At 62.5% G+C, this 22,108-nt stretch carries 22 protein-coding genes and 4 tRNA genes; 19 read left to right on the forward strand and 7 right to left on the reverse strand.

All coding sequences use genetic code 11. From position 1 onward, the window contains the following. Positions 1 to 11: 11 nt before the first annotated feature. Positions 12 to 458: a PPOX class F420-dependent oxidoreductase gene (locus D9V28_RS04395; protein ID WP_121658441.1), complete on the forward strand. Its 447-nt coding sequence runs from the start codon at positions 12 to 14 to the stop codon at positions 456 to 458. A 205-nt stretch (positions 459 to 663) separates the two neighbouring features. Here the strand turns inward: D9V28_RS04395 and D9V28_RS04400 are convergent. Beyond that, positions 664 to 736 (reverse strand) — tRNA-Val (locus tag D9V28_RS04400). Positions 737 to 942: 206 nt separating this feature from the next. Here D9V28_RS04400 and D9V28_RS04405 point away from each other — a divergent pair. The 3 genes from D9V28_RS04405 (at position 943) to D9V28_RS04415 (ending at position 1,244) form a co-directional block, all read left to right on the forward strand. Next, a tRNA-Gly gene (locus D9V28_RS04405) sits at positions 943 to 1,014 on the forward strand. A 56-nt stretch (positions 1,015 to 1,070) separates the two neighbouring features. After that, a tRNA-Cys gene (locus D9V28_RS04410) sits at positions 1,071 to 1,141 on the forward strand. 31 nt (positions 1,142 to 1,172) lie between these two features. Beyond that, positions 1,173 to 1,244, forward strand: a tRNA-Val gene (locus D9V28_RS04415). Between the two features lie 61 nt (positions 1,245 to 1,305). Here the strand turns inward: D9V28_RS04415 and D9V28_RS04420 are convergent. Next, complete coding sequence (locus D9V28_RS04420; RefSeq protein ID WP_121658442.1) at positions 1,306 to 2,361, reverse strand: helix-turn-helix transcriptional regulator; 1,056 nt, start codon at positions 2,359 to 2,361, stop codon at positions 1,306 to 1,308. A gap of 86 nt (positions 2,362 to 2,447) precedes the next feature. On the opposite strand from D9V28_RS04420, the gene D9V28_RS04425 reads away from it, so the two are divergent. Together D9V28_RS04425 and D9V28_RS04430 are read left to right on the forward strand one after the other, a co-directional pair. After that, positions 2,448 to 2,912 (forward strand): cupin domain-containing protein, encoded by a 465-nt coding sequence (locus tag D9V28_RS04425; protein WP_121658443.1) that lies wholly within the window; start codon positions 2,448 to 2,450, stop codon positions 2,910 to 2,912. Next, positions 2,909 to 3,310 carry a DUF1304 domain-containing protein gene (locus tag D9V28_RS04430; RefSeq protein WP_121658444.1) on the forward strand — a complete coding sequence of 134 codons (402 nt, stop codon included), beginning with the start codon at positions 2,909 to 2,911 and terminating at the stop codon, positions 3,308 to 3,310. Before D9V28_RS04425 ends, D9V28_RS04430 begins: the two co-directional genes overlap by 4 nt. Positions 3,311 to 3,321: 11 nt before the next feature. Here the strand turns inward: D9V28_RS04430 and D9V28_RS04435 are convergent, their stop codons facing one another. After that, positions 3,322 to 4,413, reverse strand: coding sequence for a winged helix DNA-binding domain-containing protein (locus tag D9V28_RS04435; protein ID WP_183086418.1), 1,092 nt, complete (start codon positions 4,411 to 4,413; stop codon positions 3,322 to 3,324). A gap of 40 nt (positions 4,414 to 4,453) precedes the next feature. After that, complete coding sequence (locus D9V28_RS04440; protein ID WP_121658446.1) at positions 4,454 to 5,629, reverse strand: alcohol dehydrogenase catalytic domain-containing protein; 1,176 nt, start codon at positions 5,627 to 5,629, stop codon at positions 4,454 to 4,456. Positions 5,630 to 5,731: 102 nt separating this feature from the next. Between D9V28_RS04440 and D9V28_RS04445 the strand changes: the two genes are divergently transcribed. Beyond that, positions 5,732 to 6,868: an AI-2E family transporter gene (locus D9V28_RS04445; RefSeq protein WP_183086419.1), complete on the forward strand. Its 1,137-nt coding sequence runs from the start codon at positions 5,732 to 5,734 to the stop codon at positions 6,866 to 6,868. A 256-nt stretch (positions 6,869 to 7,124) separates the two neighbouring features. Here D9V28_RS04445 and D9V28_RS04450 read toward each other — a convergent pair whose 3' ends face one another. Then, a complete protein-coding gene (locus D9V28_RS04450; RefSeq protein ID WP_121658447.1) occupies positions 7,125 to 7,904 on the reverse strand; it encodes an alpha/beta fold hydrolase in 780 nt (259 codons plus the stop codon). Next, positions 7,901 to 8,596, reverse strand: coding sequence for a lysoplasmalogenase (locus D9V28_RS04455; RefSeq protein ID WP_121658448.1), 696 nt, complete (start codon positions 8,594 to 8,596; stop codon positions 7,901 to 7,903). Before D9V28_RS04455 ends, D9V28_RS04450 begins: the two co-directional genes overlap by 4 nt. Before the next feature lie 129 nt (positions 8,597 to 8,725). On the opposite strand from D9V28_RS04455, the gene thrS reads away from it, so the two are divergent. The 12 genes from thrS to D9V28_RS04515 all read left to right on the forward strand — a co-directional run bounded on the left by thrS (position 8,726) and on the right by D9V28_RS04515 (position 21,557). Then, complete coding sequence (gene thrS / locus D9V28_RS04460; protein ID WP_121658449.1) at positions 8,726 to 10,693, forward strand: threonine--tRNA ligase; 1,968 nt, start codon at positions 8,726 to 8,728, stop codon at positions 10,691 to 10,693. A gap of 29 nt (positions 10,694 to 10,722) precedes the next feature. Continuing rightward, positions 10,723 to 11,286 (forward strand): HIT family protein, encoded by a 564-nt coding sequence (locus tag D9V28_RS04465; protein ID WP_183086448.1) that lies wholly within the window; start codon positions 10,723 to 10,725, stop codon positions 11,284 to 11,286. Positions 11,287 to 11,360: 74 nt separating this feature from the next. Continuing rightward, positions 11,361 to 12,263, forward strand: a complete 903-nt coding sequence (gene pdxS / locus D9V28_RS04470) for a pyridoxal 5'-phosphate synthase lyase subunit PdxS (protein ID WP_121658451.1) — start codon at positions 11,361 to 11,363, stop codon at positions 12,261 to 12,263. After that, the gene (gene pdxT / locus D9V28_RS04475) at positions 12,253 to 12,852 is read left to right on the forward strand and encodes a pyridoxal 5'-phosphate synthase glutaminase subunit PdxT (RefSeq protein WP_121658452.1); all 600 of its coding nucleotides are present in this window, start codon (positions 12,253 to 12,255) and stop codon (positions 12,850 to 12,852) included. The genes pdxS and pdxT overlap by 11 nt, the downstream gene beginning before the upstream one ends. 67 nt (positions 12,853 to 12,919) lie before the next feature. Further along, positions 12,920 to 13,681 (forward strand): YebC/PmpR family DNA-binding transcriptional regulator, encoded by a 762-nt coding sequence (locus D9V28_RS04480; RefSeq protein WP_121658453.1) that lies wholly within the window; start codon positions 12,920 to 12,922, stop codon positions 13,679 to 13,681. A 6-nt stretch (positions 13,682 to 13,687) separates the two neighbouring features. Beyond that, on the forward strand, positions 13,688 to 14,260 hold the full coding sequence (gene ruvC / locus D9V28_RS04485; protein ID WP_121658454.1) for a crossover junction endodeoxyribonuclease RuvC: 573 nt from the start codon (positions 13,688 to 13,690) through the stop codon (positions 14,258 to 14,260). Between the two features lie 57 nt (positions 14,261 to 14,317). Next, entirely contained in the window at positions 14,318 to 14,950 is a 633-nt protein-coding gene (ruvA, locus tag D9V28_RS04490) for a Holliday junction branch migration protein RuvA (protein WP_121658455.1), read from the forward strand. Continuing rightward, the gene (gene ruvB, locus D9V28_RS04495) at positions 14,947 to 15,972 is read left to right on the forward strand and encodes a Holliday junction branch migration DNA helicase RuvB (RefSeq protein WP_121658456.1); all 1,026 of its coding nucleotides are present in this window, start codon (positions 14,947 to 14,949) and stop codon (positions 15,970 to 15,972) included. Before ruvA ends, ruvB begins: the two co-directional genes overlap by 4 nt. 69 nt (positions 15,973 to 16,041) lie before the next feature. After that, positions 16,042 to 16,437, forward strand: coding sequence for a preprotein translocase subunit YajC (gene yajC, locus D9V28_RS04500; protein ID WP_121658457.1), 396 nt, complete (start codon positions 16,042 to 16,044; stop codon positions 16,435 to 16,437). 96 nt (positions 16,438 to 16,533) lie between these two features. Then, positions 16,534 to 18,255 (forward strand): protein translocase subunit SecD, encoded by a 1,722-nt coding sequence (gene secD / locus D9V28_RS04505; RefSeq protein ID WP_121658458.1) that lies wholly within the window; start codon positions 16,534 to 16,536, stop codon positions 18,253 to 18,255. Continuing rightward, positions 18,255 to 19,265 carry a protein translocase subunit SecF gene (gene secF, locus D9V28_RS04510; protein ID WP_121658459.1) on the forward strand — a complete coding sequence of 337 codons (1,011 nt, stop codon included), beginning with the start codon at positions 18,255 to 18,257 and terminating at the stop codon, positions 19,263 to 19,265. The genes secD and secF overlap by 1 nt, the downstream gene beginning before the upstream one ends. Positions 19,266 to 19,310: 45 nt before the next feature. Next, positions 19,311 to 21,557, forward strand: coding sequence for a RelA/SpoT family protein (locus D9V28_RS04515; protein WP_121658460.1), 2,247 nt, complete (start codon positions 19,311 to 19,313; stop codon positions 21,555 to 21,557). Here the strand turns inward: D9V28_RS04515 and D9V28_RS04520 are convergent. After that, positions 21,544 to 22,029: a type IV toxin-antitoxin system AbiEi family antitoxin gene (locus tag D9V28_RS04520; protein WP_121658461.1), complete on the reverse strand. Its 486-nt coding sequence runs from the start codon at positions 22,027 to 22,029 to the stop codon at positions 21,544 to 21,546. The genes D9V28_RS04515 and D9V28_RS04520 overlap by 14 nt on opposite strands. Between the last annotated feature and the right edge of the window lie 79 nt (positions 22,030 to 22,108).

The following is a 22,108-nucleotide window of genomic DNA, read 5'->3' on the forward strand; positions in this document are numbered from 1 at the left end:
GCTCAACAGACATGACCGGCTCCGCACTCACCGCCCTCTCTGTCGAGCCGTACATTCTGTTGACAACGTTTCGGGCCTCGGGAGCTCCCGTGTCGACGCCGGTTTGGGTAGCTGGCGGCCTGGGCGGACTGCTGGTCACGACGTCAGGGGCGTCTGGCAAGGTGAAACGCATCCGGAGAAACTCGTCAGTTGAACTCACGGCCTGCGACCGCACCGGCACTGTTTCCGAACGCGCCACGATTGTCAGGGCGACGGGATTCGTCGTCGATGACCCGGAGAGCCGTCAGATCATCGAGGAGGCTCTCGAGCGAAAGTATGGCGACAGATACCGAGCCGTGCGTGCCGCACGACGTCGACCGCTGTCAGAGTCGGTGGTTATCCGAATTCTGCCCGGTGACGAAGGAACGCCAGCCCCATCCCAGCAACGCGATCTGCGCGAGAACGAATCATCCGAGTGAGGCGGGCGTGATCCCAGCCACGCCGCCTGGTCGAGACGGGGTTGGGGCGTCGTTATCGCACACGAACGCCGCCACGGTGCTGCTTCTCGAGTTGCTCTCGGCGGCGCGGACGCGGGAAAGACGCAGCGCGCCGAGGGTGTTCTGGATCGTGTGCACGAACCCGGAAACGACAAAGGTCCGCGAAGTTCCGCGGACCTGGTGTAAGTGGGCGATACCGGACTCGAACCGATGACCTCTTCCGTGTGAAGGAAGCGCGCTACCAACTGCGCCAATCGCCCGTAGTGAACTGAAAAAAGAGTTCACAACGACGTCTTATGTTAGCCGACCGCGAGACGTCCTGCGAACCATTTGGCCGTGGCATCCGCTCGCAAAACGACACGAAAGGCACCCGAGCCACTCGATTTGGTTTCTCGGGGAAACATCAAGTAGAGTCTTCAACGCACGCAGAAATGCGAGTAGCAAAGCCGGTAGAGATACAGGCAATGCGGATGTGGCGCAGTGGTAGCGCATCACCTTGCCAAGGTGAGGGTCGCGAGTTCGAATCTCGTCATCCGCTCGAGTGTTTGGGGTCAGTCTCACGACTGACCACGGCATGTGGGCAAACCCACACGCGGTGGCGTGGCCGAGAGGCGAGGCAGCGGCCTGCAAAGCCGTCCACACGGGTTCGAATCCCGTCGCCACCTCACACACTCTGTAGTAAAATGAAATGACCTTGAGCGATTGGCGCAGCGGTAGCGCGCTTCCCTGACACGGAAGAGGTCGCTGGTTCGATCCCAGTATCGCTCACTGAAAAAGCCCGGACAGAAATGTCCGGGCTTTTGTCGTTCGCCCGTAAATCTCGCCGTGATCACTTTCCGGACGGCACTGTCGGGCGAGGCTGAAGACGAGCAACGAGTTCGCCCCGACTTCGGACGCCGACTTTGGCGAACGCGGATTTGAGGTGATCCTGCACAGTGTTTGGGCTGACGAACAAGTGTTGTGCGATCGTGGTCGTGCGGTACCCGGCCATCACTTCCATGCACACGTCACTTTCCCGCGGCGACAGCCCGTACGCGACGAGAAGCATGGACGTGAGCTGTTCACCCCTGACCGATTCGATCGAGACGGCGACCTCCCCGTCTTCCTCTCCACCCACCAGGCTGCTGGCCTGGAGGACCGCCCAGTCGCCTCGACCATCACTCATCCGGGTGTGGAACCCGCCGGGACCGCTGGTCGCTGCGCCTTGTGCCATGATGCGCATCATCACGGCAAACCGACCCGAGTCGCACTGGTTAAGCTTTTCTTCCCACACCCGCGCCTCAGGCGTCGCTGACCTCGGTTCCCCTTGCGCGTTCAGGATCACGATCGCGGGGGAGGCGCCTGCCGTGCGACCGGCAATATCGGTTCTGACTGCGATTCGGGTTGCCGTAGCGATGGCCGGCGCCACAGCGGCGAGGTATTCGAGTTCGCGTGCGGAAAAATCGTGTCCGGCGCGGACCAGCCCAGCCGCACCCCATGATGTCCCGTCCGAGTCGAACAGCAATCGGAGCTCCTGATCGAGGCCGAGCGGTCGCCAGACATTCTGGAATCGTTCGCTCCGGTCGTGGTCTCGCATCGAAAGGTCCGACATACGCGCGAGCGGCTCTTTGCGTTTCGCCATGGCGGAGAACGAGTGTGGCTCGGATGTCGAGAATTCGGCATCCACGAGCAACGGTTCGAATTGAACAGGAATGCGCGGGTCTCCGCTGGTGATCATGCTGATCACCAGCGCCTCGGGATCGAGCGTGGCCCAGCAGGTCAGCTCTGTCTTCACATCGCGGCCGACGACGCGAATCGCCTCGGCGTGCAGGTCGCTCACACCCAGACCGGATGCGGCGAGCGCTGCGATTTCTCGGCGAGCGCGGTAGGCACGTTCCTCCCACATGGCCTCAGTATTGCACCGGGTCGGTCGCGCGTCATTCCCTGATTTCTGGGATCGACCGGCGCACGGCGGCGCCCTAACGTTTTGCCATGAGCTACTCACCACAACACGTCTCCGCGGGCGAGGGAGCCCGCTTGCACGCACCGGACGCGACGCTCACCGTGAAGGTGGACAGCCAGCACACCGACGACGCGTATGAGATCTTCGAGATTGACGCACCCGACGTCGAACCAACACCCTTCCATCGAACAGGGTGGGCGAAGACCTACTACGTTCTCACCGGTGAGATTCTCGTCGTGGTGGACGGCGAGAGCTTCGAACTCGGGCCAGGTTCCTCGATAGCCATCCCGCCGAACGCGCTCCACACCTTCCGGGTACTGTCGTCGTCCACCAAGTTCCTCGTCTTCGCCCTCACCGGCGGAATGGGCAGGTTCCACGCCGACCTCGACGCATCAGTTCCGACAGACCGTCCGGTGGACCAGGTCCTTGAGCAGATCGTCCAGGTGCTCAGCCGCCATGACGTTGCCTTCGAGAAGGCTGAGGTATCCCCATGACGATCGTGGTCTGGGTGTTCGCGGGAATTGCCGCAGCCGTTCACATCCTCGTCTTTGTCTGGGAGTCACTACTTTTCTCCCGGCCCGGCGTCCATTCCGGAGTCTTCGCTATCCGGTCGACCGATGTGCCCGCCATCAAACTGTGGTCGTTCTGTGTGGGCTTCTACAACCTGTTTCTCGCCATCGGCCTGCTCTTCGGTGTGATCATGTGGGCAACCGGCAACCAGACCGTGGGACGAACCCTCGTGGCCTACATCTGCATCTTCATGGTGCTGTGCGGCGTCGTACTCTTCGTCGCCGATCGCATGGCCCTCGGTCGCGAGCGCGGCAAAGGGGTCAGCGGAGCTCTCGCGGAAACCCTGCCCCCACTCATCGCGCTTGTCGCCATGGTCTTCTGAGCGTCGAACGTTCAGGTTCCTACGGAGCATTCGAGGGACGCCGACAGACCGAGGAAGCGCCCAAACCGCTCGATCACGACGTCGAGCGCCGACCTCTCACCCAGAGACAGTTCTCGCACCAGGGTCACCTCAACGACAACCGAGCGCGCCGCGAGCGTTCGCTTCCAGGTGCCGACGGTTGTTCCGTCGATCACCACGGCGCGTTCGAGAAAGTCCACCCGAGGCAACGCTGTATCCAGAACCACCCGAAGGTCTTGATAGGCAACGGTCATTTCGTCATACATCGGAAGGAGGAATGCCCGGGTCATCGGTTCCGATTTCGGCACAGCGGATGCCACGTGGCCAGTCCAGTGCCACACGGTTCCGTTGTCGTCGGTGACGGACTCGATCCTCGTGCCGAGTTCTGCGAGAGCGATACGGCTCTCCCGCACAGGCAGACTCGCCCAGGTGGTGACGTCCCGAAGTGTTGCGGGCCCGTGGCTCCGCAGGTAGCGGTAGATCAGTTCCTGCAGTCCGGACTCGACTGAGCGGTCCTCGTATTCCGAAGTCGGCACTCGCTCGTCGAAGAGCGCGTAGGTGTGCTGGCGTCCACGGCGCGGACCGCTGCAGACCAGCTCCTCCAGCTCGGCATGCATCAGGATGTACGCGAGCCGCGGTCCCGTCGCTTCAATGCCTGCTTCTCGCAACCGGTCGGCCAACTCCGAACGAGTGAGGAACTCTTCGTCCGCCAGGGCTCGAGTGACGATGTGATCGGCCCTGGCGAACAGGGCACCGTCGAGGTCTGCTTTTCGGTACCAGTACGCGTTGAGCGCGTGCACCCGCGGACGGGTCAGTCGCAGAATCCAGCGGGCATCCGACCTGGACAGGAAGTGCCAGGTCGGACGAAGCGCGTGAGTGCGGAGAATGTCACCACGGGTAAACGCGGCCTCGACACTCTCGTCCGTCGCGCCGCGCACCCGCTCGGCCAGTGACCACTTGGCTTCGGCGAACTCCTGCGCTTGCACTGCGCCTAACCAGGCGACGGCGTCCGCAACTTCTCCGAACGCCTCGCCGTCCAGCCCCTGACGCACCAGCCGGCTGCGGATCACCGCGAGCGGATCCACAGCGCACACCTTCACTGGCCCATTCACACCGGCTGCGGCGCTACGGCTTCAGCACCACCTTGATGCAGCCGTTCTCCTTCTTCTGGAACATTTCGTACATGTCCGGTGCTTTGTCGAGAGGCACGCGATGTGTGACGAGATCCTCCACGCCGAGCGGATCTGCCGGGTCCTCGACCAAGGGGATGAGCTCGTCGCGCCAGTGCTGCACGTTGCACTGTCCCATTCGGATACCCACCTGCTTGTCGAACAGGGTCTTCATCGGGAACGGATCAGCCTCACCTGCGTACACACCGCTGAGGGAGACAGTGCCGCCGCGACGAACCGCATCGAACGACGCATACAGGGCCGCCATCCGATCGAGACCGGCAGTGTCCATTACCTTTTTCGCCACAGCGTCGGGGAGCAGGCCTACCGCGCCCTGTGCGAAGGCTGCGCCAGGGCTGCCGTGCGCCTCCATGCCGACCGCCTCAACGACAGAGTCAACGCCTCTGCCCTCTGTGGCGTCGCGCAACCGCTCGACAACGTCTCCGGTGAGATCGAACGTCTCGATGCCGTACCTCTCCGCCATGGCACGGCGTTCGGGCACCGGCTCAACGGCGAGAACCCTGTGCCCCAGGTGTTTGCCGATCCGGGCGGCGAACTGCCCAACCGGGCCGAGCCCCATGACGGCGAGGACACCGTCTTCTGGGAGGGCAGCGTACTTCACACCCTGCCACGCTGTCGGGAGAATGTCGCTGAGGAAGAGGTACCGATCGTCAGGCAGGTCGTGTCCCACCTTCGTCGCATTGAAGTCAGCGAGGGGCACGCGCAAACGCTCGGCCTGCCCACCGGGAACGGAGCCGTAGAGCTCGGTATACCCGTAGAGGGACGCTCCGGTTCCCTTCTCGGTGTTCTGGGTGGTCTCGCACTGCGAGTGGAGGCCGCGCGAACACATGTAGCAGTGCCCACAGGCGATGACGAATGGGATCACCACTCGGTCACCGGGGGAGAGCCGCGTCACGGCTGAACCGACCTCTTCAACCACACCCATGGTCTCGTGACCGAGAACATCGCCCTTGTGAAGGAACGGGCCGAATGTCTCATAGAGGTGCAGGTCTGAGCCGCAGATTGCGGCGGATGTCACGCGGATGACAACATCCGTCGGTTCTTGGATTTCCGGATCAGGAACTGTCTCGACGGAAACGGAACGCTTAGCTTGCCAGGTGAGTGCCTTCATTCCCCCTTTGTATCGGGATACTGCGAGCCGCGTCCATACCTTGACGGTGCCCCCAAGTGCAAGTACCGTGCGCGGGTTCATGCCTTCACTAGGCTGAGGGCTATGAGAACCGACATTGACCGGGAACGCCCGCCCATCCGCACGATCTGGACTGACCGGCTGGGCACGGTTGGTATTCGCAGCCTGCAGATTCTCGTGATCCTCGCGCTCGCCGCTGTGGCCGTTCTCGGCATGATCCAACTGAAACTTGTAGTCATCCCTGTGCTCATTGCCATCATCATCGCGGCCGCAGCGTCGCCGGTGATCGTCTGGCTTCGCCGCTTCATGCCTCCCGTTCTCGCGGCGTGGGTTGCCCTGCTCAGCGGCATCGCCATTTTCGGTGGCGTCGTCACGCTCATCGTCTTCGCTGTGCGGGATCAGTGGGGTGACCTCGCGTCCTCCGCGGTAGAGGGCATCGACAAGCTCTACGACTTCCTCATCACAGGCCCGCTGCCCATTGACCAGAAGCAGATCGAAGACGCACGTGATGCTCTCATCGATTTCGTCACAAGCGCCCAGTTCGGCTCGGGGGCGCTTGCCGGAGTGTCCGCAGCTGCGAGCATCGTTACAGGTGCCGTTCTCGTCCTGGTGATCCTGTTCTTCTTCCTCAAAGACGGCGACACCATCTGGGAGTTCTTCCTCCGCCCGTTCGAAGGTGAACGACTCGAGCGTGGACACCGCATCGGCCACACGGCCGTGCGCGTTCTCGGCGGTTACGTCCGCGGAACAGCCATCATCGCTTTCGTCGACGCGTTCTTCATCGGCCTCGGCCTCGTTATCCTTCAGGTGCCCCTCGCGCTGCCACTCGCCGTGATTGTGTTCGTGGCGAGCTTCGTTCCCATCGTCGGCGCCACCGTCGCCAGTGGACTGGCAGCACTCGTTGCTCTCGTCGGAACCGAGAACGGTCCGTTCGTCGCACTCATCGTGATTGCCATCGCCATCGGTGTGAACCAGCTCGAGGGCAACTTCCTTCAGCCAACCGTCATGGCGCAGTCGCTCAAACTGCACCCGCTCGTCATCCTGGTCGCCTTGACGGCAGGAACCATCGTCGCCGGCATTATCGGCGCCGTCCTCGCTGTGCCGATCGCCGCCGTCACGTGGGCCATCATCAAGACGTGGAAGTCCCCGCAGCCGGTGCCGGTCGCTGTGCAGCGTAACCCTCGCCGGAAGAAGAAGCCTGTTCCGCTTCCTGCCGACTGAGCCGGCTCGAAGCTGACCTCACGGCTGGGCCGCCCACGGCTCAGCCGGAGGCCGTCTAAAGCGGAACGCGCAACTCGCACAACCCGTTCGTGCCCGCGCCCGCGCCCGCGCCCGCTAATCTCCTCGGTCGCGAACGGCTGGAGCGCCGGCCTGCGTCGTCGCAAACGGCTGGAGTAGCCTTGCGTGGTCGCAAACGGCGGCGTTTTCTCAAAATTTCCCACCGGATTTGACCGAACAAAGGCCTCCGCGGTTCCGTTCAGCCGTTTGCGACCGTGCGTGCCCGGATGTTTTCCGCAAGCTGCTCGATCTCGGCCGCAACGGCCGCTGTCCCGGTGTGCTGAACAACGTGGCCTGATCCGGGAACTGAGACAACCCGGGCTCCGGGGGAGCGACGGGCCAGCGCTCGTGCCCACCCCTCAGGCGCGACGGGGTCCTGCGCTCCCCGGATCACGAGCACCGGCACGTCGAGCAGCGGAAGCGTCTCTTCAATCCGATAACCGAGCATCGCCGGCAGTTCAGTGAGATACCAGCGGATGCCACTGCGCAGGTAATCGGTAAGCACTATCCAGTTCGAACTGGGGCTCTCGTGAACCACATCACGCGCGAGTCGCATGCCTTGCTGCCACGCGGTTGGCGCGCGTTCGTCTACGACGGGCCCGATCAGGACAAGGCCAGCTGCGGGGAGCCGCCGAGCGGTCTCAACCACGACCTGCGCTCCCATCGAGTGGCCGACGAGGATCGGCGCGCGAATGCCGGCATCGACGAGGTAGGTTGCGACCACAGCCCCCAGATCCTCAACGCTGAGCTGCCGATCCGGGCGCTTGTTGGGTCCGAACCCCGGAAGATCGATCGAAAGAACCGTGGCCGATCGCGCCAACACATTGGCGAGCCGCATGAAGTACCGGGACGAGACGCCAATCCCGTGAACCAGAACTATGACGTTCCGCGGATCGGGGGAGACAGCATCCCATCGTCTGACTCGAAGAACGAGATCGTCGAAAACGTGGCTGTGTGCGTCAGGAAAACGGGAACTCATCTGGAGGCAACTTTCGACGTGGGGGAGAGATCGGAGGCACGGTCACGCCAGGAGACGACGAGTCCCCAGGCGATAAGGCCCTGGCCGGCAAGGTAGGTGAACATGATCAGCAGGTCCGGCTGCCACATCTCCAGGTTCGGTACGAACAGGTTCAGGGCCAGTATCGAGTCTGACATCAGGAACAGAAGGGCACCGAGCATCACCCGGGGAGCGCACCGGGTCGAAACGATGGCCATCGTCGCGATCACAACGCCGTATCCGACCACCGGCAGCAGCAGCTCATCCAGGTGGGGCACCAGAGCGGCCATAAGGATGCCGAACCACACGACGAAGATGGCGCTCCACCAGCGTGGCCAACCGCGTCCGGTCGGTCCGACAAAGATCGCGATGTAGACGATGTGCGCCACCAGGAACGCGCCAAGGCCGATGAGGAAGAGCGTGTTTCCTTCTCCGAGGAGCGCGATATCGCCCACGGTGCTGAACAGCAGAGCAATCATCAGAAGGTACCCACGCCCGCCAGATCGGAGTCCGCCGACCACGATCACCGCAATCGCCAGCGTTGGCATGAGTAGAGGCTTCGTCCACGAACTGAGCTGTTCTGCACCGATAATCAGCGCACCGAGATGCAGGACGCTCACCGCCACGAAAACCGCAATCGCGACGAATGCCGAACGGGTCGGGGTGGCAGACACTGGCGCTCCTTCGCTTTCCTCACGGGTGCGTTCACTCTAGAGCCGTTTCGCCCGCCGCCGCTCGCGCACGATCGGTTCCTTCCGCGGCGCTAAAGTTGAAGGGTCTTACTACTTAGAGGAGCAAATCACGTGTCTGACGGATTCGAGAGATTCACCGATCGGTCCGTTGTCGCCATGCGCGTCAACGGCGAGCTGAAAGATCTCGCGACGACGATCACCGACACCGACGAGGTCGAGGCTGTAACCATCGACTCGCCCGACGGGCTCAGCATCCTCCGCCATTCGGCTGCGCACGTCCTCGCCCAGGCCGTTCAGAAGGTCAACCCCGACGCGAAACTCGGCATCGGACCACCCGTCACCGACGGTTTCTACTACGACTTCGACGTGCGCGAATCCTTCACGCCCGAAGATCTCAAGGCACTGTCGAAGGAGATGGACCGCATCATCCGCTCGGGGCAGCGTTTTGTTCGCCGGGTCGTCACCGACGCCGAGGCGCGCGAAGAACTGGCGAACGAGCCATTCAAGCTCGAGCTGATCGGTCTCAAGGGCGGATCAGGCGACGGCCAGAACGACGAGAACGTCGAGGTCGGGGGAGCAGAGCTCACCATCTACGACAACGTCAACCCGAAGACGGGGGAGACGGAGTGGAAGGACCTCTGCCGCGGGCCTCACCTGCCCAACACGCGCATGATCGGAAACGGCTACGCGCTCACTCGCGTCGCCGCAGCTTACTGGCGCGGCTCGGAGAAGAACCCACAGCTCCAGCGCATCTACGGCACGGCCTGGCCGACCAAGGATGAGCTGCGCGCCTACCAGTCGCGGCTCGAAGAGGCCGCCAAACGTGACCACCGCAAGCTCGGCGCCGAGCTTGACCTGTTCAGCTTCCCGGACGAGATCGGTTCCGGCCTCGCTGTGTTCCACCCCAAGGGCGGAATCATCCGGTCCGAGATCGAGAACTACCTGCGCGAACAGCTGATCGAGAACGACTACGAACTCGTCAACACACCCCACATCACGAAGGGGCACCTGTTCGAGACCAGCCAGCACCTGAACTGGTACCGCGATGGCATGTTCCCGCCCATGCATCTTGATGAAGAAACGGATGCCGACGGCAACGTCACGAGGATGGGCCAGGACTACTACCTGAAGCCCATGAACTGCCCGATGCACAACCTGATCTTCCGGGCGCGCGGACGCAGCTACCGCGAACTGCCCCTCCGGCTTGCGGAGTTCGGAACCGTGTACCGCTACGAGAAGAGCGGAACCCTCTCGGGACTCACCCGCGTGCGCGGCCTCACCCAGGACGACGCCCACATCTACGTGACGCCTGAGCAGATCAAGGACGAGGTGGGCCGCCAGCTCGCGTTCGTCCTCGAGACCCTCCGCGGTTACGGCCTTGAGGACTTCTACCTCGAGCTCTCGACCAAAGACCCGGAGAAGTTCGTCGGTTCAGACGAGATCTGGGAAACCGCGACGCAGACCCTCCGTGAGGTGGCTATCGACTCTGGCCTCGAGCTCGTCGACGACCCGGGCGGAGCGGCGTTCTACGGCCCGAAGATCTCGGTGCAGGCGCGCGACGCAATCGGCCGCACCTGGCAGCTCTCGACAGTGCAGCTCGACTTCAACCAGCCGGAGCTGTTCGAGCTCGAGTACACCGGAGCTGACGGAACCCGCCAGCGGCCGGCCATGATCCACCGTGCGCTTCTCGGTTCTGTCGAGCGCTTCTTCGCGATCCTGCTCGAGCACTACGCTGGTGCATTCCCGGTCTGGCTGTCTCCGGTGCAGGCCATCGGCATCCCCGTCGCTGACGAGTACGCACCGTACCTCGACGACATCGCCGCGAAGCTCAAGAAGCGCGGTGTCCGGGTGCAGGTCGACCACAGCGACGACCGGATGCCGAAAAAGATCCGCACACACACGAAGGCGAAGATTCCATTCCAGCTCATCGCCGGCGAGGAAGACCGTGCGAACAACGCGGTCAGCTTCCGATTCCGTGACGGAACGCAACTCAACGGCATCCCAGTCGATGAAGCGATCGAAAGGATCGTCTCGTCGATCGAGTCGCACGCGCAGGTTTCGACGGCATGGCTCGACTAGGCCTCGACGATTACGGCGACGAGCAGCCGATGCATCCAACGGTCAGCCCTGCAGCCGGCGTTGAGTCAGCGGCTCACCTGGCCGGGGTTCCGGACGAGTTCCAACGACTGTGGACGCCGCACCGGCTCGTCTACATCCAGCACGGACAGCAGCCGGACGAGCACGAGTGCCCGTTCTGCCACGCGCCTGCCATGCCGGACGACGATGCGCTGATCGTGGCGCGAGGCAAACACGCTTTTGTGCTTCTGAACCTGTTCCCTTACAACAGCGGCCACCTGCTCGTCTGCCCGTACCGTCATATTTCGACCTACGATTTGGCAACACCTGACGAAGTCGCTGAGATAGGTGAACTGACTCAGACCGCTATGAAGGTCGTCCGGACCGTCTCGCGGAACGATGGCTTCAATATCGGAATGAACCAGGGCGTCGTTGCCGGGGCCGGTATCGCTGGACACCTTCACCAGCACATCGTGCCTCGTTGGGCGCAGGACGCGAACTTTCTCCCGATCATCGCAAAAACGAAGGCGCTGCCGCAGCTGCTCGGGGACGTCCGCGAGGCTCTCGCCGACGCCTGGCCCGCCCCATCGGCCTGACCCCACGAACTCCGAGCGAGTCCCATCGACCGCCCGAGGCTATCTCTCGACAGAACGAACTAGGATTGAGCATTATGACGAACAGCACCAACACCGGCGAACAGGGTTCCAACCGCGTCAAGCGCGGTCTTGCAGAAATGCTGAAGGGTGGCGTCATTATGGACGTCGTCACTCCTGACCAGGCTCGAATCGCCGAGGATGCCGGCGCGGTCGCTGTCATGGCGCTCGAGCGCGTTCCAGCCGACATCCGGTCGCAGGGCGGCGTCGCCCGCATGAGCGACCCCGACCTCATCGAGGCGATCCGCGCAGAGGTGTCCATCCCGGTGATGGCCAAGGCCCGGATCGGTCACTTCGTCGAGGCTCAGGTTCTCCAGTCGCTCAACGTCGATTACATCGACGAGTCAGAGGTGCTCAGCCCGGCTGACTACGTCAACCACATCGACAAGTGGGGCTTCAACGTTCCCTTCGTCTGCGGCGCAACGAACCTCGGAGAGGCGCTTCGCCGCATCAACGAGGGTGCGGCCATGATCCGTTCGAAGGGCGAGGCCGGAACCGGTGACGTCTCAGAGGCGACCAAGCACATCCGCAAGATCAAGAGCGAGATTGCCCAGCTCACCTCGATGTCGAAGGACGAGCTGTACGTGGCCGCCAAGGAACTGCAGGCTCCGTACGAACTCGTCGCCGAAATCGCCGAGTCTGGCAAGCTGCCCGTCGTGCTGTTTACCGCAGGTGGAGTGGCGACCCCCGCAGACGCGGCCATGATGATGCAGCTGGGTGCTGACGGCGTCTTCGTCGGATCCGGAATCTTCAAGTCGGGCAGCCCCGAAAAGCGCGCGGCTGCTGTCGTAAAGGCCACAACGTTCTACGACGACCCAGCCGTGATCACCGAAGTGTCCCGCGGACTTGGCGAAGCCATGGTCGGCATCAACGTCTCGGATCTGGCAGCTCCTCACCGCCTCGCTGAGCGTGGCTGGTAGCGGCTCGCCGAAGGTAGGCGTTCTCGCCCTCCAGGGCGATTTCCGCGAACACGCGGCTGTTCTTCGGAGCCTCGGCGCCGACGTCACCCTGGTGCGCAGGCCGGAAGAGCTTGAAGCTGTCGATGGGCTCGTGATCCCCGGCGGTGAGTCCAGTGTTATGGACAAACTGTCGCGCGCCTTCGGGCTTGCTGAGCCGCTGAAGGAAGCCATTGGTGCCGGCCTTCCGGTTTACGGCACCTGCGCCGGATTGATCATGCTGGCCGACTCGATAGTTGACGGGATCCGCGGCCAGCAGTCGCTTGGCGGGCTCGATGTAGCGGTGCGCCGGAATGCGTTCGGCTCGCAAGGTGATTCGTTCGAAACAGACCTCGACATTCCCGCGCTTGGCGGGCATCCGCTTCATGCTGTTTTCATTCGGGCTCCCATCGTCGAATCCGTCGGCGCTCGGGCGACGTCGCTCGCGGCACTCACCGACGGACGGGTTGTTGCCGTTGAGCAGGGCAACCTGCTTGGCACCTCATTTCACCCCGAAGTGACCGGCGACACGCGCTTCCACGAGTATTTCCTCGACAAGGTGCGCGCCGCGTAATCGAAATCCAGCGCCGAACGCACCAGTGATTTAGAATGGTGCGGTTACAGATCCAGTTAGGGAGCACATGTCCGGTCACTCCAAATGGGCAACAACGAAGCACAAGAAGGCGATCACCGACTCGCGCCGTGCTAAAGCCTTCGCGAAGCTCATCAAGAACATCGAGGTCGCCGCAAAGATGGGCGGCGCCGACCTTTCTGGCAACCCGACCCTGGTCGACGCCATCCAGAAGGCCAAGAAGACCTCGGTTCCCAACGACAACATCGACCGTGCGGTCAAGCGGGGCGCCGGTCTCTCCGGTGAGGCCGTCGACTACACGACGATCATGTATGAAGGTTATGCCCAGCACGGAGTCGCCCTGCTGATCGAGTGCCTCACCGACAACAAGAACCGCGCGGCGGCCGACGTTCGCACGCTCATGAGCCGCAACGGCGGCACCATGGGTGACCCGGGCAGCGTCGCATACAACTTCGCTCGCAAGGGCATCATCGTCGTTCCGGCCGCGAACACCACGGAGGACGACATCCTGGCCGCTGTGCTCGACGCCGGCGCAGAAGAGGTTGTCGACGAGGGCGAAACCTTCGAGATCATTACCGATCCCTCCGATCTCGTCGCGACAAGAACGGCACTTCAGGAAGCAGGCATCGACTACGACTCGGCCGACGCCGCTTTCGTGCCGAACCTCAAGGTCGAAGTTGACGCCGAGACGGCTCGCAAGATCTTCAAGCTCATCGATGCTCTCGAGGACTCCGATGACGTGCAGAACATCTACAGCAACTACGACCTCTCGCCTGAGGTTCAGGCCGAGCTTCAGTCTGAAGACGACTAGGTCACGATGAGCCTTCGGGTGCTCGGCATCGACCCAGGCCTCACCCGGTGTGGAGTCGGTGTTGTCGATGTCGAGCCCAACCGGACTGCGGTGCTCGTTCACTACTCAGTTGTGCGCAGCGACAGCTCGGCCGACATAGACCAGCGCCTGCTGGTCATCGGTCGGGGAATCGACGCCGCACTGGATGAGTTCGCGCCCGACGCGGTCGCGGTCGAGCGTGTGTTCGCACAGCACAACCTGCGAACGGTGATGGGAACGGCACAGGCCTCCGGTTTGGCGCTACACGCCGCTGCGAAAAGGGGCTTGCCCGTCGGATTGCACACGCCGTCCGAAGTGAAGGCAGCGATCACCGGCTACGGCAACGCCGAGAAGAAGCAGGTGCAGACCATGGTGGCCCGCGTTCTGGGACTCGCTGAACTTCCGCAGCCTGCGGACGCAGCAGACGCGCTTGCGCTAGCCATCTGCCATGCCTGGCGAGGGGGACTGCGGGCACCGACAGCAGCTGGCGCCTCCGCAACACTCACCCCAGCACAAGCGGCATGGGCTCGAGCCGAAAAGGCGGCGCGAGGCCGAGTCTGAGGCCTGCGATCGCGTGGCGTTCCGCTCTCTGTCTGACGCCCACCGTAGGCTTGACGCGTGATCTCAAGTGTGCGCGGAACCGTGCTGTCTGCCGTCGGCAGCAGTGTCATCATCGACGTCGGAGGCATCGGCTACGCCGTTCAGGTCACGCCGGAACACTCGCTCTCGCTGCGGGTGGGGGAGCAGGCCCTCATCCACACGAGCCTGATCGTGCGCGAAGACTCGCTGTCCCTGTTCGGCTTCGAGACAACGGAACAGCTGCACGTCTTCGACCTGCTGACCGGTGTGACCGGGGTCGGTCCGAAGTCAGCGCTCGGCGTGCTTTCCGTGCTCGGCCCGGGCCAGATCGCCGCGGCGGTTGCCGCCGAAGACGACAAGGTCTTCCGCAAGGTGTCCGGCATCGGCCCAAAGACGGCGAAACTCATAGTGCTTTCCTTGACGGGCAAATTGATCGTCACGACTCCTGTGGAAGAGCCGGTTGCGGTTCCGGCAGCAGGAGACAGCGTTGTGGTCGCGCTCGTCGGGCTTGGTTGGAGCGAGAAGGTGGCGGTGCAGGCCGTGAGCGACGTGTTGAGCACTCACCCTGACGCAGAGACCGCGCCGGTGCAGACGGTGCTTCGACTCGCCCTCGCCCAGCTTGGTCCCGCTCAGCACAGCACTTCCTCCGCATCGGCAGGAGCCCGCCAGTGAGCGGATTCGAACTCACGACACCCGAGCCGATCTCAGAGGCGGAACTCGTCTTCGAGGGCGCTCTCCGCCCGAAGAGCCTCGACGAGTTTGTCGGGCAAGCGAAGGTGCGCGGGCAGCTACAGCTCCTCCTGCAGGCAGCCGGAATCCAGGGCAGAACCGCCGACCACATTTTGCTTGCTGGCCCTCCCGGTCTGGGCAAAACGACCCTGGCGATGATCGTGGCGCACGAGAGCGACAAGCCGCTGCGGATGTCGAGTGGCCCGGCCATTCAGCACGCCGGAGACCTGGCCGCCGTTCTCTCGAGCCTTGTGCCCGGCGAAGTGCTGTTCATCGATGAAATCCACCGCATGGCCCGGTCAGCCGAGGAAATGCTCTACCTGGCGATGGAAGATTTCCGGATCGACATCATGGTTGGCAAGGGGGCAGGGGCGACCTCGGTACCGCTGGATCTGGCCCCATTCACGCTGGTCGGCGCAACGACGCGGTCAGGCATGTTGCCTAACCCGCTGCGGGACAGGTTCGGTTTCACAGCGCACCTGGAGTTCTATGACGAGTCGGAACTCGAGCAGGTGTTGTTCCGCGCGGCGCGCATGCTGAATTTCGACATCGACCGCGCTGGGCTCGCCGAGATAGCCGGTCGGTGCCGCGGAACTCCACGCATCGCGAACCGCCTGCTTCGCCGAGTTCGCGACTACGTCCTGGTTCACGGTGGCGCGGCCGATCTCAGCGCAGTGAAAGCAGCGCTCACCCTGTACGACGTTGACGAGCTCGGACTCGACCGGCTCGACCGCGCGGTGATGGAAATCATGCTGACTCGCTTCGGCGGTGGACCCGTCGGGCTCAACACCCTCGCGGTGTCCGTCGGAGAAGAAGCGGAAACGATCGAGAGCGTCGTGGAGCCGTTCCTCGTACGGATAGGGCTCATCACTCGAACACCCCGTGGCCGCGTGGCCACGCCGCAGGCGTTTGCGCATTTCGGCGCACCAAACCCTCAGGGTTCTTTCCTGCCCGGTGTTCTATAATTCAAGCTGGCCTCTCGGTCATTTTCCCTCCCATGCGGCCTCGTGGCTGCGAAAGGTTCTTTACCTCTTATGGATCCATTAACCATCGGAATGCTGGTCATCCTGGCCGTCCTCATCTTCTTCATGTTCCGCAACGGACAGAAGCGCAAGAAGGACCAGGAGGCCCTGCTCTCGAAGGTTGTGCCAGGCGCTGAGGTCATGACGACCTTTGGACTGTTTGGAACCATCCTCGAAATGGATGAGGACACCAACAAGGTTCTGCTCGAGTCGAGCCCAGGAACGGTTGTCACCGTGCACCGTCAGGCCATCGCCAAGGTCGTCGAAGACGAGCCAGTTGTCGTTGCAGACAACGCCGAAATCGTCGAGGCCGATGACACGCACGTTGAACCGGCGACTGCTCTCCCCACCGAGTTCGACGCAACGACCGACGTCACCGATTCACGTGACAAGAAGGCTGACCAGTAGTCTCTCTGAGCAGGTAGTCACCGAGCAGTAAAACCAGAAGCGTTTCGCGCCGCCTGCGTGGCGGCGCGAAACGGTCAGAGAAAGCTGAGTACGTAGTTGGCAAAGTCGAAGTCGACGCCGATCCGTAGAGCGAGTCGCTCACTGGTCTGGCTTGGCGTAATCACCCTGGCACTTTTCGGCATTCTTGCCGGAGGAGTGATTTGGGGCAACGCCACCTGGGCCCCCAAGCTCGCCCTTGACCTCGAGGGCGGAACCCAGATCATTCTGCAGCCCAATGTCGAGAGCGGTGAGTCGGTCTCGACCGAACAGCTCAACCAGGCCGTAGGGATCATCCGCCAGCGCGTGGACGCCTCAGGTGTTTCAGAGGCCGAAGTCAACACCGAGGGCAGCAACGTTGTTGTCACTATTCCCGGTGAGGCAGACGAAGAGACTCGCAACCGCATTGAGGCGTCGGCGAAGCTCGAGTTCCGTCCCGTTCTGGTCGCCAGCCAACCAGCGAACACATTCGTCGGTGAGGACGGCAACGAGACTCCATACCCGACCCCGGATCCGGCGCTCCCTGACACTCCGGCAACGGAACCAACCGACGCGAGCGACCTCGCCTGGGTCACAGAAAAGCTTCAGGCTGAATTCCAGGCGTTCGATTGCGCAGCGCCTGTCGAGGCCGGCACGGTTCAGCCGGCTGACAAGCCGGTCATCGCGTGTGAGGTCGACGGCAGCGTCAAGTATGTGCTCGGACCTGTCGAGGTTGAGGGCTCCAAGATCTCCGATGCCACCAACGGCATGCAGACCACCCAGACCGGTGCAACGACCGGCGCCTGGGTGGTCAACCTCGAGTTCGATGGTGAAGGCACTAAGCAGTTCGCCGCAGTAACCCAGCGCCTCAACGCGCTTCAGAGCCCGCAGAACCAGTTCGCGATCGTGCTGGACAACCAGGTCATCTCAGCACCGCAAACCAACGCCGTGATTGCCGATGGCAATGCAGAGATTTCCGGAAACTTCACTCAGGAGTCGTCGAAGTCACTCGCCGACCAGTTGAAGTACGGCGCACTGCCGATCAGCTTCCAGGTGCAGAGCTCAGATCAGATCTCCGCGACACTCGGGTCTGCGCAGTTGCAGATCGGAATCATCGCAGGAATCATTGGCCTCATCCTCGTCGCCATCTACACCCTGTTCCAGTACCGGTTGCTTGGGCTCGTCACCATCGCATCGCTCGTGGTCGCTGGCGTCCTGACCTACCTGGTCATTGCGATCCTGTCCTGGCGCAACGGCTACCGCCTGTCCTTGGCCGGCGTCGCAGGTCTGATCGTCGCGATCGGCTTCACGGCCGACTCCTTCATCGTCTACTTCGAGCGAATACGAGACGAACTCCGTAACGGACGCGGTCTCGAATCTGCGGTTGAAGCAGGCTGGAAGCGTGCTAAACGCACAATCTACGCGTCAAAGGGCGTGAACCTCCTCGCCGCGGTCGTGCTCTACGCCGTTGCGGTAGGAAACGTCAAGGGATTCGCGTTCACGCTCGGTGTCACAACGATCATCGACGTCCTTGTCGTGCTGCTCTTCACACACCCGGCGCTTCAGGTGCTCGCGCAGACGCGGTTCTTCTCCAGCGGCCACCCGCTGTCCGGGCTTGACCCCAATGCCCTCGGTGCCGTCTACCGTGGGCGTGCTCAGTTCCGCGCGCCCCAGGCTGCCGTCGCAGGCAAAACCACCAAGTCCAGCCGTGAGGCAGCCAAACGGCAAACGATCGCAGAACGCAAGCAGGCTGAACTGGTCGCCGCTGGCGCCGGCAAGAAGTCTGAGGAGAAGAAGTCCTAATGGCAAGCCTCACCACATTCGGCAACGACCTGTTCACAGGCAAGCGCTCGTTCAACTTCGTCGGCAACCGCAAGATCTGGTTCAGCGTCGCGATTCTCCTCGTTGTCGCGTCCATCCTCGTCCCGGTCGTCAAGGGCGGGTTCAACCTCGGCATCGAGTTCACCGGTGGCTCGCAGTTCACCGTCAACTCGATCGAAGATACAGACCAGAACAAGGCAACGGATGCTGTCGCCAGCGTCGTTCCTGACGCGGTCTCGAAGGTCACAACGGTCGGCGATTCCGCCATCCGGGTGCAGACGAACCAGTTGACGCCCGCTGACACCAATGATGTGACTGCGGCCCTCGCGCAGGCGTACGACGTCCCGGAATCTGAAGTCACAACATCCTTCATTGGTGCGTCGTGGGGTCAGGACGTGACCAAGCAGGCAATCACAGGCCTCGTTGTGTTCCTCGCTCTGGCGTTCCTCACGATGGCCCTGTACTTCCGCACCTGGAAGATGTCAGCGGCCGCGATGATCGCACTGCTCGACGTTCTCGTCATCACCCTCGGTGTCTACGCCCTCAGCGGGTTCGAGATCAGCCCTGCCGCGATCATCGGCTTCCTGACGATCCTTGGGTATTCGCTCTATGACACAGTGGTGGTGTTCGACAAGATTCGAGAGAACACAACTGAGGATGGCGACAACGCGCCGCGCACCTTCGCGGAGAGTGTGAACCTCGCTGTGAACCAGACGCTTGTTCGCTCGATCAACACGTCGATTGTGGCTGCACTGCCGGTCGCATCCATCCTCATCATCGGTGATTTCCTCCTCGGAGCCGAGACTCTGCGTGACATCTCGCTGTCGCTCTTCGTCGGCATCCTTGTGGCGACATACTCCACGATCTTTGTTGCCGCACCGCTCTACGCCCTGTTCCGTCAGAACGAACCGGAGATCAAGAAGCGTGACGCTCGCGTCCTCGCAACTCGGGCGCGGTCGAGCTCGGAGTCCGCGGTCGTCCCCGCGGTCTAATACCGGTCGTGTACGCGGGATAATGGAAGCTTCGGAGGTGAGCGAATGACGGAGACACAGTCGTCGAGCGCGTCCCTTCGACGCCTCGTTCCACGAATTTTCTCGAAGGCGCAGCCCGCAGGAGCGGTTGACCGGCTCGTTCGCACTGCACGACTGCACCACCCGAAAGCTGACCTCGCAGTCATCGAACGGGCCTATGTCGTTGCCGAGCGGGCGCATCGGGGGCAGAAGCGGCAGAGTGGAGAGCCGTACATCACACACCCGGTCGCTGTTGCCCAGATTCTCGCTGACCTGGGCATTGGGCCGAAGACGCTCGCCGCAGCTCTCCTGCACGACACAGTAGAGGACACGGACTACGGGCTCGACGAACTCCGCGCCGACTTTGGTGATGAAGTCGCGATGCTCGTCGACGGAGTCACCAAGCTCGACAAGGTGAAGTACGGCGAGAGCGCACAGGCGGAGACAGTCCGCAAGATGATCGTTGCGATGTCGAAAGACATCCGAGTGCTCGTCATCAAGCTCGCCGATCGTCTGCACAACGCCCGCACTTGGGGCTTCGTCCCAGCTGCGAAGGCTGCCAAGAAGGCGACCGAAACGCTCGAGATCTACGCGCCCCTCGCGCACCGTCTCGGAATTCAGACGATCAAGTGGGAGCTTGAGGACCTGTCATTCGCCGTGCTCTACCCCAAGCTGTACGCCGAAATCGAAAGCCTCGTGAAACAGCGGACGCCGCAGCGTGAAGAGCTCGTGCAGACCGTCATCGACTCCGTCAATGAGGATCTCAAGGCGGCGAAGATCCGTGGCAAGGTCGTCGGTCGTCCCAAGCAGTATTACTCGATCTATCAAAAGATGATCGTTCGCGGTCGTGACTTCGACGAAATCTATGACCTCGTCGGAATCCGTGTCCTCGTCAATTCCGTCCGCGACTGTTACGCAGTGCTCGGAGCCATTCACGCTCGCTGGACGCCGATTCCCGGGCGTTTCAAGGACTACATCGCGACTCCCAAGTACAACCTGTACCAGTCCCTGCACACGACAGTCATCGGTCCGCAGGGCAAGAGCGTCGAGATCCAGATCCGGACTCACGAGATGCACCAGCACGCCGAATACGGTGTTGCTGCGCACTGGAAGTACAAGGAGACCGTCAACGGCGGCAAGGGTGCGTCGAAGACGACCGAGAACGACATGGTGTGGCTGGCCCACATCTCGGACTGGCAAGCAGAGACCAGCGATCCGGGAGAGTTCCTCGACTCGCTCCGCTTTGAGATCGGCGCCAAAGAGGTTTACGTCTTCACGCCGAAGGGCCGTGTGATCGGTCTTCCTGCCGGGGCGACGCCCGTCGACTTTGCATATGCCGTCCACACCGAGGTCGGCCACCGCACCATGGGCGCGAAGGTGAACGGCAGGCTCGTACCGCTCGAATCTGAACTGAACAGCGGCGACGTCGTCGAAGTGTTCACGTCGAAAAACCCCGACTCAGGGCCGAGCCAGGACTGGCTCAGCTTCGTCAAGAGCACCCGCGCCCGAAACAAGATCCGTCAGTGGTTCACGAAAGAACGTCGCGACGAAGCTATTGAGCAGGGGAAGGATGCCATCGCTCGCGCGATGCGCAAACAGAACCTGCCGCTTCAGAAACTGATGAGCCAGGACTCGTTCGCTGAAGTCGCATCTCAGATGCGGTACGAAGACGTCTCGGCACTCTATGCTGCCGTCGGCGAGGGGCACGTGTCGACGCAGTCGGTGCTCGAGAAGGTTGCGGCTCTGCTGCAGGGCGACAACGAAGCCGAGCAGGCTGCCATCGATTTCCCGGTGCGCGGACGCGCGCGCTCGGTCACACACAGCGACTCAGGCGTTCTCGTCAGGGGTGCCCCCGACATTCTCGTGAAGCTGTCGAAGTGCTGCACGCCTGTTCCCGGAGACGACATCGTCGGGTTCGTAACGCGTGGATCTGGCGTCTCTGTGCACAGGAGTGACTGCCACAACGTCCAGGAACTCCTCAAGGAACCTGAACGCATGATCGACGTGGAGTGGGCACCGAGTTCGAAGAGCCTGTTCCTCGTCCACATTCAGGTTGAGGCGCTGGACCGCGCCGGTCTTCTGAGCGACGTGACCCGCGTGCTGAGCGAGCACCACGTCAATATTCTCTCCGCGACGGTTTCGACCTCGAACAACAGGCTGGCTATTTCCCGCTTCGTGTTCGAGATGGGCGACACAACTCATCTCGAGCGAGTCCTCAACGCCGTGCGCAGGATCGACGCCGTCTACGATGTCTACCGCGTCAACGGGGGCTGACGATTCCCGTCACGAGCCGCGCGAGTCGCTGCTCTGCCGAGCTGAAACCGGGGGAGTGAGCACTCCGTCTGGTGAGATCGTGGAGGGTTCGACGTGGCGTTGTCACCCGGAGTCCCGCGATTAACACCTCGTCGTAGTCCCGCAGTCGAAGCTCCCGCTGCACAAACCTCGGGGCAAGGCGAACGCTTGCCCGCTCGTCGGCGCGAACGCACATTTCATGCTGCCATGGCGCGCTGTCCAGCGCGCCATGGATCCAGGCCGCAGTCCACCCGATGGCCACAAGATGCTCGGCCGCTCGCACATCGGGAAGCGCCGTTCGGAGCGCACTCGCGCGCAGGTCGGCCCTGTCGGGTTCATCAACGAGGATGAACACGTCATCCAGCCGGATGAGGTCACCGTCGCGGCAGGCCGCGCAGAGTTCAGCGAGCGGGAGGAATGCCGGACCGAGCACGGTTGGCAAAAGTCTGGGCATGAGCCCAGCCTGAGCTTCGCCCCGAAAAACCAAACGGCGGAAACGAATCTGTGAAGAATTCGCTCCCGCCGTCGCGGTT

Source organism: Mycetocola zhadangensis, from assembly GCF_003668565.1.
Classification (GTDB): domain Bacteria; phylum Actinomycetota; class Actinomycetes; order Actinomycetales; family Microbacteriaceae; genus Mycetocola_A; species Mycetocola_A zhadangensis.

Excerpts from the sequence above, each read along its gene's own strand:
- D9V28_RS04395 (WP_121658441.1), top strand. The coding sequence starts at position 12 with ATGACCGGCTCCGCACTCACCGCCCTCTCTGTCGAGCCGTACATTCTG.
- D9V28_RS04420 (WP_121658442.1), bottom strand. The coding sequence starts at position 2,361 with ATGTGGGAGGAACGTGCCTACCGCGCTCGCCGAGAAATCGCAGCGCTC.
- D9V28_RS04425 (WP_121658443.1), top strand. The coding sequence starts at position 2,448 with ATGAGCTACTCACCACAACACGTCTCCGCGGGCGAGGGAGCCCGCTTG.
- D9V28_RS04430 (WP_121658444.1), top strand. The coding sequence starts at position 2,909 with ATGACGATCGTGGTCTGGGTGTTCGCGGGAATTGCCGCAGCCGTTCAC.
- D9V28_RS04440 (WP_121658446.1), bottom strand. The coding sequence starts at position 5,629 with ATGAAGGCACTCACCTGGCAAGCTAAGCGTTCCGTTTCCGTCGAGACA.
- D9V28_RS04445 (WP_183086419.1), top strand. The coding sequence starts at position 5,732 with ATGAGAACCGACATTGACCGGGAACGCCCGCCCATCCGCACGATCTGG.
- D9V28_RS04450 (WP_121658447.1), bottom strand. The coding sequence starts at position 7,904 with ATGAGTTCCCGTTTTCCTGACGCACACAGCCACGTTTTCGACGATCTC.
- D9V28_RS04465 (WP_183086448.1), top strand. The coding sequence starts at position 10,723 with ATGCATCCAACGGTCAGCCCTGCAGCCGGCGTTGAGTCAGCGGCTCAC.
- pdxS (WP_121658451.1), top strand. The coding sequence starts at position 11,361 with ATGACGAACAGCACCAACACCGGCGAACAGGGTTCCAACCGCGTCAAG.
- D9V28_RS04480 (WP_121658453.1), top strand. The coding sequence starts at position 12,920 with ATGTCCGGTCACTCCAAATGGGCAACAACGAAGCACAAGAAGGCGATC.
- ruvC (WP_121658454.1), top strand. The coding sequence starts at position 13,688 with ATGAGCCTTCGGGTGCTCGGCATCGACCCAGGCCTCACCCGGTGTGGA.
- yajC (WP_121658457.1), top strand. The coding sequence starts at position 16,042 with ATGGATCCATTAACCATCGGAATGCTGGTCATCCTGGCCGTCCTCATC.
- secF (WP_121658459.1), top strand. The coding sequence starts at position 18,255 with ATGGCAAGCCTCACCACATTCGGCAACGACCTGTTCACAGGCAAGCGC.
- D9V28_RS04515 (WP_121658460.1), top strand. The coding sequence starts at position 19,311 with ATGACGGAGACACAGTCGTCGAGCGCGTCCCTTCGACGCCTCGTTCCA.
- D9V28_RS04520 (WP_121658461.1), bottom strand. The coding sequence starts at position 22,029 with ATGCCCAGACTTTTGCCAACCGTGCTCGGTCCGGCATTCCTCCCGCTC.